Origin of the sequence: Candidatus Microthrix subdominans, from assembly GCA_016719385.1 — a bacterium.
GTDB classification, from domain to species: Bacteria; Actinomycetota; Acidimicrobiia; order Acidimicrobiales; family Microtrichaceae; genus Microthrix; species Microthrix subdominans.
The window spans coordinates 559710-571431 of sequence record JADJZA010000007.1; the positions used below are offsets into that span (position 1 = coordinate 559710).

At 69.0% G+C, this 11722-nt stretch carries 9 protein-coding genes; 5 read left to right on the forward strand and 4 right to left on the reverse strand.

Annotation, left to right across the window (positions count from 1 at the left end; translation table 11 throughout):
• Genes IPN02_12755 through IPN02_12765 form a run of 3 tightly spaced genes read right to left on the reverse strand, consistent with a single transcriptional unit; the run spans position 1 to position 2996 of the window.
• Positions 1 to 873 (reverse strand): SDR family NAD(P)-dependent oxidoreductase, encoded by an 873-nt coding sequence (locus IPN02_12755; GenBank protein MBK9297673.1) that lies wholly within the window; start codon positions 871 to 873, stop codon positions 1 to 3.
• Positions 870 to 1664, reverse strand: a complete 795-nt coding sequence (locus IPN02_12760) for an acetoacetate decarboxylase family protein (GenBank protein MBK9297674.1) — start codon at positions 1662 to 1664, stop codon at positions 870 to 872. The genes IPN02_12755 and IPN02_12760 overlap by 4 nt, the downstream gene beginning before the upstream one ends.
• 48 nt (positions 1665 to 1712) lie before the next feature.
• Positions 1713 to 2996: an amidohydrolase family protein gene (locus IPN02_12765; protein MBK9297675.1), complete on the reverse strand. Its 1284-nt coding sequence runs from the start codon at positions 2994 to 2996 to the stop codon at positions 1713 to 1715.
• A 242-nt stretch (positions 2997 to 3238) separates the two neighbouring features.
• Between IPN02_12765 and IPN02_12770 the strand changes: the two genes are divergently transcribed.
• Entirely contained in the window at positions 3239 to 3772 is a 534-nt protein-coding gene (locus IPN02_12770; GenBank protein ID MBK9297676.1) for a hypothetical protein, read from the forward strand.
• Between the two features lie 173 nt (positions 3773 to 3945).
• Positions 3946 to 6306, forward strand: a complete 2361-nt coding sequence (locus IPN02_12775) for an MMPL family transporter (protein MBK9297677.1) — start codon at positions 3946 to 3948, stop codon at positions 6304 to 6306.
• A gap of 74 nt (positions 6307 to 6380) precedes the next feature.
• Here the strand turns inward: IPN02_12775 and IPN02_12780 are convergent, their stop codons facing one another.
• Positions 6381 to 7109 carry a hypothetical protein gene (locus IPN02_12780; protein ID MBK9297678.1) on the reverse strand — a complete coding sequence of 243 codons (729 nt, stop codon included), beginning with the start codon at positions 7107 to 7109 and terminating at the stop codon, positions 6381 to 6383.
• A 22-nt stretch (positions 7110 to 7131) separates the two neighbouring features.
• Here IPN02_12780 and IPN02_12785 point away from each other — a divergent pair, with 22 nt between their 5' ends.
• The 3 genes from IPN02_12785 to IPN02_12795 all read left to right on the forward strand — a co-directional run bounded on the left by IPN02_12785 (position 7132) and on the right by IPN02_12795 (position 11708).
• Entirely contained in the window at positions 7132 to 8646 is a 1515-nt protein-coding gene (locus IPN02_12785) for a DUF2786 domain-containing protein (protein ID MBK9297679.1), read from the forward strand.
• Positions 8647 to 8745: 99 nt separating this feature from the next.
• Positions 8746 to 10371: a TIGR02677 family protein gene (locus tag IPN02_12790; protein MBK9297680.1), complete on the forward strand. Its 1626-nt coding sequence runs from the start codon at positions 8746 to 8748 to the stop codon at positions 10369 to 10371.
• Positions 10368 to 11708, forward strand: a complete 1341-nt coding sequence (locus tag IPN02_12795) for a TIGR02678 family protein (protein ID MBK9297681.1) — start codon at positions 10368 to 10370, stop codon at positions 11706 to 11708. Before IPN02_12790 ends, IPN02_12795 begins: the two co-directional genes overlap by 4 nt.
• Positions 11709 to 11722: the final 14 nt, after the last annotated feature.

Here is an 11722-nt window from a genome sequence, read left to right on the forward strand (position 1 = left end):
TCAGCTTTCCATGTAGGTGGGTTGGGACCGGTCGAGCATCGACCGGGCTCGGGCGTTGATGCGACCGTCGATCCGTTCGCTCTCCGGCAGGATCCAAAATCGGTTGGCGCGGATCGCCTCCAGCGTGAGCTCGGCGACGAACTCGACCGGCGTGTAGTTGACGTCGACGCCGGCGGCTTTCATCCGGGCCTCGAAGGACTCGATCGTGGTGTATGGGGTGGTGCGGGGCGTGTCGTTGGCCCACGCCGATGGACGGTTCTTTGACGACTCGAGCAGGCCGGTCCGCAACACGTTGGGGCCCGGGTACAGCACCGACACCCCGATGTCGGCGTCGATCGAGTGCAGCTGCCCGTAGAGCACCTCGGTGAACGCGGTGACCGCCGCCTTGGAGGTGGCGTACACAGCGGTGGTCGGCAGCGGCGCGATGCCGCCGTTGCCCGACGACGTGTTGACGATGTGGCCCGGTTCGCCGGCCGCCAACATGGCAGGGACGAACGCCTTGACCCCGTGGATCATGCCCCACAGGTTGACGTTGAGGCCCCAGCCCCAGTCGTTGGTCGTGTGCTCCCACATCTTGCCCTCGGCGCCCGCACCCACACCGGCGTTGTTGCACAGCACGTGCACGTTGCCGAATGCCGAGTACGCCTCGTCGCGCAGCGCCTCGACCGAGGCCAGGTCGCCCACGTCGGTGACCGCGCCGATCGTCCGGGCGCCTTGCTCGGCGAGCCGAGCGACGGTGGCGTCGACCCGCTCCTCGGACAGGTCGGACACCACGATCGACATGTCCTCGGCGGCGAAGCGTTCGGCCAGGGCCGCGCCGATGCCCCCGGCGCCGCCGGTGATCACCGCAACCCTGCCGGCGAGGTCCTTCACTTGTCGGCGTTTCCGACGGGGGACAGGTCGTCGTAGCGTTGGTGGGCGTAGGGCATGACGTCGGCGGCTGGCACTCGCTCGACCAGCCGTCCCTCCTGCGTGCTGCGACGCTCGGCCAGGGTGGCGGTCACCTCTCCAAGGATGGGGATGTCAACCACCGGATCGAAGCGCGACTCGCGCAGCGTCAATGCAGCGTCGACCGCCCTGGCGCTGCGGGTTTCGGTGGCCCGGGTGCAGTAGACGAGCCACGGATCGTCGTCGAAGCCCTCGCCGCTCGGGTTGCGCAGGAACTTCAGGTAGTAGTCGAGCCGTTCGCCGGCAGGGGGCGGGGCCAACTCGTCGCCCAGCGTTCCGCCGAGCTCGATGATCCCCACCCCCATGCGGCTGACCGTGCCGATGACGGTACTCGCCGTGTCAAGGCCCTCGCCGACGTCCAGGGTGACGTCGGCCAGCTTCTTCGGTTCGCCGAACGTTTCCCGGCCGCCGATCACCGACTGCTCGGTTGTCATCGGCATCAGCAGCGGATAGAAGCCCTCGGTATCGCGATGGCGGGCGGCGACGGCAAAAGTGCCGGCGCCGAACGGGGGCCGACCTCCGCCCAGGTCGACGTGGGAGATGCTGACCTTCACCAGGGGTTGGGACGGCGGCTTCAGTGGCGGCGGCAACACGGCGGCCACCACGGCGGGATCGGTGAGAAACGTGGCGGTCAGCGAGGTGGACCAAGCGCCGATCTTGGTCGCTGTCACCTCGCGATCGACGGTTGGCCTTGGTCCGTATCGCAGCTGCCCCATGTGGTTCCCCCCGGATGCTCGTCGTGTCGTCGATCGATCGTGTTGTCGCTACTCGCCCAGAAACCTGGCCGACGCAAACGCCGGGCAGCGCAGCGAGTCGTCCGGTATCTCGGCCGGGTCGAGCGGCACAGCCACCTCGGCCACGCTCGGACCGAATCGCTGCGCCAGCGGGGCCAGGGCGGCCAGGTCAAAGCCGTACACCCGGGCGGCGTTGCCACCGACCATCGCCCGCACCTCATCTTCGGCGACGCCGGCAAAGGCCAGCCGCAGGTGCTCGTGAGAGTAGGGCCAGCAACCCTCGAGGTGGGGGAAGTCGCTGCCCCACATGATGCGGTCGACGCCCACCCGGGTGCGCAGCGGCACCTCGGCGGCCCGGATGAAGCTCGACCCCAGCTGGCACTGGCGGGCCCAGTACTCCGATGGCGTGAGCGACAGCTGCCCCATCGCCTCGCCGAACTTTGCCTCCTGGGATCCTGCCGCCGCCCCGGTGCCGCTGAGGCGTAGGTGGTAGTAGTCGAGACGGGTCAGCTCTTCGGGCAACCAGGCGGTGCCCTGTTCGGTGAAGACGAACTGCAGGTTGGGGTGACGTTCCATCACACCGGAGAAGATCAGGTGCCACAAGGTGCGGTGGGCCCACCACACCACCTCGAGCAAGAACATGGCCTGGGCGGCCGAATAATCCCCGTAGTCGGGGGCGGCGCTGCCGCTGTGATGGTTGATCGGCAGGCCGAGCTCTTCGCACACCGACCAGACCGGCTCATAGTCCGGGGCGTACAGCGGCGGCACGTCGGACCCCGGGGGAGCGCCGGGCAGCAGCACGCCGCCGGTCAGCCCGGCCTCGGCGGCCCAGCGGATCTCGGCCACCGACCCTTCGACGTCGTGCAACATGATCTGGCAGATGCCGGCGCGGCGCCCGGGGGCATCGGCGCAGAAGTCGGCCATCCAGCGGTTGTGGGCGCGCAGGCCGGCCCAGCGGCGCTCGAGGTCGCCGTCGCTGGCACCGGGCGGCTGGTGGACCAGCGAGGTCTTTGGGAAGAACGGCGGGATCGTGTTGGGAAACAGCACCTCGGCGACCACGCCGTCGGCCTCGAGCTCGGCCAAGCGGCGGGACGAGTCCCAGTTGCGTTCAGCGTCGTCGCCCTCGATGTCGGGGTAGGGGTTGTGGAAGCCGGCCTGCCAGGCATCGAAGTCGTGGTGGTAGCGAGACTCCAGGTACGGCCGGTAGCCGGCGACGTTGGCCCCGCCGTGGCAGTCGGCCGAAATGACGACGTAATTCTCGGCCTCTGCCGTCGCAGCTGTTGGCTGGCTTGTTCCAGCCGTTGGCTCTCCCATCGCTCCCCCCGAAGCTGCCTGGAGCCGCATCACACGGCACGAACGGGAACCTAGCAGCCACCCTCTCGGCGGTGTCGAGAACGCCGCTGCCGAAACCGCTGGCGCGACAGAACGTGGTTCGCTGCAGCGCCCGGTCCCGGCCGGCGTGGGTGTCAACCGGTCAGCCCCACGTCTCCGTCAGGACCTGTCAGCAAGGTAAGGGGGCTTCGGCAAGCCAGCGGGCGCCCTCCTAGCCTCCGGGCATGGAGCTGTTGAAGGTTGAGTTGTCGGGGGTGGCCGCCCAGGCCGAGACCGCTACCGGATCCGACCCGTACGACTTGGGGGTGTTGGGGGTGGCGGTCCATCCGAAGCAGATCGACGGCCTCGAACAGACCGTCGTTCAGATGATGTTCGACGACGACCGCAGCGGCTTCGATCCGTCGTTGATCGACTGCCCCCTCGTCGCCGAGGTGTGGTCGTCGGCGGGCGACCTGGTCGCTCGCGAGCTGTTCGATCACGACGCCTTCCGACGACGGCTCTACGCCGAACGCGAGGCGGAGGGCGACCAGCTGCACGGCGTTCTCGTGCTCAGCGAGGGTGAGCTGCCGCCGCCCTATCTGCGGCTGGCGTTTCTGCCAGTGCCGCTGGCCGGCACCGCCGGGCACACGCTGAGCGTGGTGCGGTCCGCCCGCACAGAGCTGATCGATGGGATCGAAGCCGCTTTTGCCGAGGGCTCGCTCACCGATCGTCAGCGGCGCCACCTGATCGTGGCGATCGAGCAGCGGCACCCGGAGTAACCGCTGGCGACGCCGCGTCCGGCGGCGTCGGCCGGTTGGTGTCAGTGGTCACTTTGGCGCCTGGGGGCTGGGGATTCGGTCTTTCGGGTTGCTAGCTTCCGTACACCGTCCGAACGGCGACCCCTCCTGGTGGCGCCGAGTCGGATGACGACAATTACTGGGAGTTCCCTGACATGTTTCGACGTCTCGCCAACTGGTGCCACGACCGACGCCGCCTCGTGGTCGGCCTGTGGCTGCTCGCTCTCGTGGGCGGCGGCGCGCTCTCGGGCGTGATCGGCACCCAGTTCCGCACCGAGTTCAACCTGCCCAACGTCGAAAGCCGTGCCGGCCTGGACCTGCTCGAGAAGGAGTTCGGGGGCGGCGCCGGCGGTCAGGGCGGCACGATCGTGTTTCAGTCCGAGCGGCCGGTCACCGATCCGGCGGTTGAAAAGCCGATGACCGAGCTGTTCGACGCGGTGGCGACCATGCCGGACGTCGAAGGGGTGGTCAGCCCGTACAGCGAGGACGGCGCCCGGCAGATCGCACCGCTGGGCGAGCAGGCCGGGAAGATCGCCTACGCCGAAGTGAAGCTCGACGAGGACATCGACGTGGAGCGTGGGGCCGAGCTGCAAAAGAAGATCGCCGAGGCCGCCCCGAAGATCGATGGGGTCGACGTCGAGTTCGGCGGCCAGATCTTCGCCGAGTTCGAGAGCCCGTCGTCGGAGATCCTGGGGTTGGCGTTTGCCATCGTCATCCTGATCCTGGCCTTCGGCTCGGTGCTGGCGATGGGCCTGCCGGTCGGGGTGTCGCTGTTCGGCATCGGCATCGGCGGCATCTCGGTGGCGCTGCTCAGCAACGTGTTCACCATCCCCGACTTTGCCACCGTGCTCGGGGTGATGATCGGCCTCGGCGTCGGCATCGACTACGCGCTGTTCATCGTCACCAGATACCGCGAACAGCTCCACGCAGGTCACACGGTGCGCGAGGCCACGTCGATCGCCATCGACACCGCCGGACGGGCAGTCGTGTTCGCCGGAACGACGGTGGTCATCTCGCTGATGGGCATGTTGATCATGGGCGTCAGCTTCGTCACAGGGTTGGCCATCGGCGCGGCCTCGGTGGTCGCGGTGACGATCGTGGCATCGGTGACGCTGCTGCCGGCGCTGCTCGGCTTCGCCGGCGAGCGGGTGGAGCTCACCCGTTGGCGTGGCCTGATCGCCGCCGGGCTTGCGGCGCTGGCCCTGGTCGGTGCCGGCCTCAACTTCACGCCGCTGCTCCTGGCCTTCCCGGTTGCCGTCGTCGTGCTGATCGCCGGGTTCTTCGCTGGCCCCCTCAAGCGCGAGGTGCCCATGCGGCGCCAGAAGCCGCTGCGGGAGACGATTGCGTACCGGTGGAGCCGCGTCGTCCAGCGACACCCGTGGGCCTCTGTCTTCATCGGCGCCCTGCTGCTGATCGGCATGGCGCTGCCCGTGTTCGGGCTGCGGCTCGGGTTCTCCGACGAGGGGAACTTTCCGGAGAACACCACCACCCGCAAGGCCTACGACCTGCTGGCCGAAGGGTTCGGACCGGGCTTCAACGGTCCGTTTCTGATGGTGGCCGAGCTTCCCGACGGCTTCGACGCCGAAGCATTAGCGCCCATCCAGGCCGCCGTGCAGGACGACCCGGGCGTCGTGTTCGTTACCCCGGCGACGCCCAACGACGAAAAGGATCCCGCAGCGGCCACCGCCGTGCAGTGGGTGATCATCCCCACCAGTTCGCCTCAGGCCGAGGAGACCACCGATACGGTTAACCGCCTGCGCGCCGAGACGCTGCCCGCCGCCGAGCGAGCGGCCGGCGTCGACGTGGCGCTCACCGGGTCGGTCCCGGTTCAGGTCGATTTCTCCGAGTACCTGGCCTCCCGCCTGCCCTACTTCTTCGGGGCGGTGCTGGCGCTGTCGTTCCTGCTGTTGATGGCGGTATTCCGGTCGCTGCTCGTGCCGCTGAAGGCAGTGGTGATGAACCTGTTGTCGATGGGCGCCGCCTACGGCTTGGTCGTCGCCCTGTTCCAGTGGGGATGGTTGAACGGCATCACCGGCATCCAGACCGGCCCGATCGAACCCTTTGTGCCGATGATGCTGTTTGCCATCGTGTTCGGGCTATCGATGGACTACGAGGTGTTCCTCCTGTCCCGGGTGCGGGAGGAATGGCAGCACACCGGCGACAGCCACACGTCGGTGGCCGACGGCCTGGCGGCCACCGCCAAAGTGATCACCGCTGCGGCCGCCATCATGGTGTTCGTGTTCGGCAGCTTCGTGCTGGAAAGCGACCGCATCATCAAGCTGTTCGGCGTCGGCCTGGCCTCATCGATCTTCCTCGACGCCACCGTGGTGCGCATGCTCTTGGTGCCGGCGACGATGGAGTTGCTCGGCGACAAGAACTGGTGGCTGCCCGGCTGGCTCGACCGGCTGTTGCCCAACATCGATGTCGAGGGCAACGTGGACGACGAACTGCCAGTGGACGAGCCGCCGAGCCCAGAGGCTCCGCCCCAGGATCGGACCCCGGAGCTCATCGGCTGAGCCTGGACGCCCGACGTTCTCCCTTTTGTGCTGCTCCTGGTGCAGGAGAGGCGAATTTCAGCCCCCGTCCCCGGCTACGCCGAGGTGTGGGGTAGCCGGGAGGACCGGGCCAGGGCGGCCTCGATCTCGCCGGTCGCGTCCTCGTGTCCCACCAGGTCGGTCAGCCCCAGGTGTACCTGGGCCAGGTAGGGCTCGCAGCGGCGCCGGAGCGTGTCGGGCACCGAGGCGGTCACAGCCCACAGCGCTCCGTCGGCATGGTCGATCGCAACGACCGTGTCGTACTGGCTGATCGGCCGCGTCACCGGTGCACTCCAATGCGTGCCTGACACGGTGAGGCGATCGACCGCACCACCGACGAAGCCTTCGCCGGTACCCAGCGCCCGTCCGGGAGGCGATGCTGCGCGGGCCTCGTTGATCCCCTCGATCACCGCGTCGACGACGAAGGCGGCCCGGTGGGTCGCAACGCCCGCCTCGCCTGCCACCACGGCGATCAGCGAGTCACGGCCGAGCGACCAGGCACGGCCGACGAGCCGCGCCGCACCGTCCGGTGCGATCGTTGCCGGCGACCCGTCCCAGCGGGTGGAGTGCCCCTGAAACCGCAGGTGCCACCCCGGCACGGTCACGTGCTCGCCGGGGGAGTGATCGGCGACCGGTCCGACGTAGCGGGCCAGCCCGCCGACGACGAGGTTGGAGCCGTAGGCCAGGTACCGAAACACGCGGTCACTGCGCTCGTCGTCCATGTCGGTCATCGATGGTACGGCGTCGGCGTAGCGGTGCAGAGGTGACGGCCTGCTGGCTGTCACCGTGCATCGCTACGGTACCCCCATGGGAAAGAACAACAGGGCAAGGCGGGCGGCCAAAGCCAAAGCCAGGTCGAGGGCGCAGGCGACTTCACGTGAGCGGGCAAGGCGCCGTGACCAGGCTGACGCCGACGACCGAAGCGGCCATGGTGCTGCCGGGCCGAGTGGCGCTACTGGGCATGGCGGGGGCGAGGGCCACCGCCAAACCAACGACATCTTTGGTGACTCCTATCGGGCCGATCCAGAGGGATGGACCCACGACCTGCTGGTGGACGCGGGCTCGTTTCAACACCAAGAGAAGCGGAACCGGCGGTACAACAGTGACCTTCGCACGGCCGTGCTGCGCCAGCTGGGTCGGGTGCCGTTGGACGTGCTGGCAACCGCGGCCGAGCGGGCGTTGCTCGGGCGTGTTGAGGCGCTGTGGCAGGGCGGGTGGCAACCGGTCGAGCTGCTTCGGCAGGCCCGGCTCAACGGCAGCAAAGCGATCACGGCCAGGCTGATGGCCCAGGTCGTCGCCAACGATGATGCTCGGCGACGAGCAGCCACCCTCGACTCGCGGTGGATCTCCCAGGTCGAGGCGCTGGACCTCCCCGCCGCCGACGCCAAACCGGGTTGGATCCGCCGCTGGGTTGGAGGCGAGGGATTGGACCTTGCCGACGCCCGTGACGCGCTGATCGACGCCCTGGCGGTCATGTTTCTTCCCCGGCTGGAGTGCCTGATCCCTCCGCCCGGTTCGTTGGGTGCCGCCTCGACCAGGTCCAAGCCGGTGCGCGGCGATACGTCCTCAGAACGTGATCCGATGCTCGAGCGCATTCGTGCGCTGCTGGCCAAGGCCGAGTCGACCGACTTCGAAGAGGAAGCGATGGCGTTCACCACCAAGGCCCAGGAGTTGATCACCCGGCATGCCATCGACGAGGCGATGCTCGCCGACGCCGATGCAACGTCCGAGCAGGAACCCAGCATCATTCGGGTCCCCATCGACCCGCCTTATTGGGATGCCAAGGGTTTTATGCTGCAGCTCGTCGCCGAACGCAGCCGCTGTCGGGCGGTGATGATGGACGGGCTGAACATGTCGCGGGTGGTCGGGTATCCGGCCGACCTCACCGCCGTCGAGCTGCTGTTCACCTCGTTGCTGATCCAGGCTCAAACCGCCTTGGCGCAGGCGGGCAAGACCGCGCCTCCGGGCACCCGAACTCGCAGCACCTCGTATCGATCCTCGTTTCTGGTCGCCTATGCGCATCGCATCGGCGACCGTCTCTCCGAGATCAATGCGGCCGTTGCCTCCGACGTCGCCGAGCGGGAGGGGGGAAGTTTCCTGCCGGTGTTGCGGGCGCGGGAGGATTGCATCGACGACTTCATGGCCGAGAACTACGGGGACACCGTCAGCGGCAGCGTTCGAGGCGGCTACGACCCCGCTGCAGCCGCCCACGGCAGCGTGGCGGCCGACTCGGCGCAGCTCAGCTTCGGCGACGTGGAAGGCAACCAATCCTCGAGCCCGGACGTCGGTGCAGCACCGCTGGCCGCCCTCCCGGCAACGTAGTTTGGGACCCAGGCGTTGGAATCCGATGGCGTCTGGGGTTTGAGAATGCAAGGCCAGCGGGCGGGAGCCCCACCGATCTCCTGCGGTACGGTCGTGGCGATGGATCTTCCGGACAGCGTCCCTTCGGCGGAGCCGGCGCAGCCCTCCTCAGCGGACACGACCGGCGCCAATGGCCGCCAGGTCGAGGTGGCGCCGTTGCTCGACCGGGGTGCTGGTGTCGAGCATGGTCCCGGCGCCATGCACCTGCGGCTGCTCGACGGCGAGGAGCGCAACAAGCTGCGGGTGCTGAAGGCGGCCACCGAGGCCAACGCGCCGATCTACCTGGCCATCCTGGCGGTGTTCGTCGCAGCCCGAGAGCGCTACGAGGTGGAGATCCGCACCGAACGCATCGCCGCGGAGCTGGCGGCGGCGGGCCTCGGTACCGAGGGGTTGGAGCCCGCCCTCGAGCAACTGCGCGACTGGGGCAACCTCACCTGGACCCAGGACACGGTCCGGGTCTCCCGGCTCGAGGACTTCCGGCGCCGACGGGCGCTGTGGCAGCTGACGGCGGCGGGGCAGGCCTCCCACGATGCGGTGCTGGCCGTGCTCGGCGCGTCGGACCAGGGTGGATCGTTACAGCGCACCCTGTTTCGGGACATCCGCGACAACCTGGCGCTGCTGGCCGATGCGATCGATCGTTCCGACGGCGAGCAGGTGTACCTGCGCCTGCGGGACCTGGACGGATCGCTGCGGGAACTGGCCGCCAACGCCCGCGACTTTCACGCCGCCGTCGCCCAGCTGCGCCGCGAACACGACGCGGACCCGGCCCGCTTTCTGGTCTACAAGGACCTGCTGATCGACTACCTGGAGCAGTTCCTCGACCACCTGATGACCCAGCGGGGCCTGGTGGCCCGAGGGGTGGAGGCGGTGAACCAGCGGGGGGTCGAGCGGCTGGGCGAACTGGCGGCGGCGGGCGACGACTCGGCCGGCTTGTTCGACACCGACGACCGGGCCGAGCGATGGTGCAACCGTTGGACCGGCCTGGCCGACTGGTTCGTCTCGGTCGGCGACCGGCCCTCCGGCGCCGACGACCTCACCGCTGCCACCACGACGGCCATCCGTGAGCTGCTGGCGTTGCTGCGGCGGGTGACCGAGAGCGCTCGCCGCCCGATCACCCGAGCGTCGGAGCTGTTGGTGCTGGCCCGCTGGTTCCGCCGCATCGACGACCGGGCCGCCGCCGAGCTGTTCGATGCCGCCTTCGGCCTGGGTCGGCCGCTGCACTTGAGCGACGGCGAGGCCGACGACGAGACGGTTGCTGCGTCCGACTCGTGGTGGGATGCGCCTCCGGTGAACGTGCCGGTGACGTTGCGCGAGCACGGCCGGCGCCCGTCGCCGGGGCGCCCGGCCCAGGCCACCGACTATTCGGTCACCAAGGCCCAGCTGATGGCTGAGCACCGGTCGGCACAGACGGCCCGGGCCGAGGCGGCCGCTCGGCTGTGTGCCAGGCCGGTGGAGGGACGGGTGCTCTCCGACGCTGAGGCCACGATCCTGTTCGAGCTGCTCGATCGGGCGGCGCATTTGCGTTCGGTCGGCGACGAGCCGGGCAGCGACGACCCGGTTCGCGTCGAGGGTGCGCTGGCCACGTTTCGGCCCGACCCCGACGGCATGGTCATACGAACCCGCCGAGGTTCGCTCACCATCGGCGAGCACCGCCTGCACATCGAGCCGGTTGGAGCCACGTCGTGAGCGCTGTGACCACCGGCCTGATCGCTCCGTTCGACGGAGCCACCTCGGGTCCGAGGGCGGCGGTGCAGATCGATCCCGGCGAACTCGAGGATTTCCAGCGCACCGCTCGGCTGCTGTTGGGCCATCCGTTGGTCACTCCCACCTGGCCGAGCCCCAAGGCGTTCACGGCCGTGCGCCGCTGGGAGGTGCCGCTGCGCAACGAGTTCTCGCGGGTGTTGGGCTTCCGCCTCGACGTCGGGCGCAGCTCGGCCCGGCTGTATCGCCGGTCGGCCACCACGTCGGAGCACCGTGGGGCCTTCACCCGCACGCTTCGCCCGCTGGGGCACGTCGCCTGCTCGTTCCTGTGTTTGGTGTTGGCGGCGTTGGAGGAGCTGGGCGACCAGACGACGGCGTCCCGCCTGGCCGAAGCCGTGCTGCGCTTGCGTTCGGGGGACGACGCCCTGCCGGTTGACCTCACCGCGTACACGCAGCGAAGGGCGTTCGTCGACGCGGTGACGTGGCTGGAGGGCCGCGGCGTGCTCGGCCTGCGCGACGGAGGCGCCGACCAGTGGCTGGAAAACGACGCAGACGGCGATGCCCTCTACGACGTCGACCGAGACTGTGTGTCCCGACTGTTGGTCAGCTCGCCCAGCGTGCTGCGCGGCGTGGGGGAGGCCGCCGACTTCCTGGTGGAACCCACCGCTCCCGGCACCGAGGATCGGCCCCAGGCGCTGCGCCACCGGCTGGCTCGTCGACTGGTCGAGGGCCCGGTGATGTCGTACTCGGATCTCGGCGCGGATGAACTGAACTACGTGCGTGAGCGACGCACCCGCCTGGTCCGTGACCTGGAGCAGCTCACCGGCTGCCATGTCGAGTCCCGGGCCGAGGGCATGAGCCTGGTCGACGCCACGATCGAGCCGATCACCGAGCCACGGCATCGTTTTCCCAGCGGAGGAACGCTCACCCAGGCCGCCCTCTTGTGGGGCGCGGCGCTGGTCGAGCTGGCGGCGACCGGAGACGAGGTGATTCGGGAGACGGTCCTGGAGCCCGATGATGAGGTCCGTCTCGCCCCGGCGGCCGAACGGTGGGTGAACGGCGCCGCGGCGGATGAGGCCTGGGAGGAAATCGCCGATCGGTACCGGTCGAAGTTCTCCTCGGACTACCGCGAGTCGCCCGACAAGCTGCGTCGTGAGGTGGGGGAGTTGCTGGCGCGGTTCGGGCTCCTTGCCGTCGAGGGCGACCGGCTGCGGGTGCACGCAGCGCTGGCCCGCTATCGGCCCGACGCCGATGCGGAGGTCGACGGGCAGACCTCCGAGAACGCCCTCACCTCGCAGATGTTTGGAGATGATCAACCGTGAGTGAATCGAGTGCC

Bases quoted from the DNA above. Each gene is read 5' to 3' on its own strand.
- IPN02_12760 (MBK9297674.1), bottom strand. From the start codon at position 1,664: ATGGGGCAGCTGCGATACGGACCAAGGCCAACCGTCGATCGCGAGGTG.
- IPN02_12765 (MBK9297675.1), bottom strand. From the start codon at position 2,996: ATGGGAGAGCCAACGGCTGGAACAAGCCAGCCAACAGCTGCGACGGCA.
- IPN02_12770 (MBK9297676.1), top strand. From the start codon at position 3,239: ATGGAGCTGTTGAAGGTTGAGTTGTCGGGGGTGGCCGCCCAGGCCGAG.
- IPN02_12775 (MBK9297677.1), top strand. From the start codon at position 3,946: ATGTTTCGACGTCTCGCCAACTGGTGCCACGACCGACGCCGCCTCGTG.
- IPN02_12785 (MBK9297679.1), top strand. From the start codon at position 7,132: ATGGGAAAGAACAACAGGGCAAGGCGGGCGGCCAAAGCCAAAGCCAGG.
- IPN02_12790 (MBK9297680.1), top strand. From the start codon at position 8,746: ATGGATCTTCCGGACAGCGTCCCTTCGGCGGAGCCGGCGCAGCCCTCC.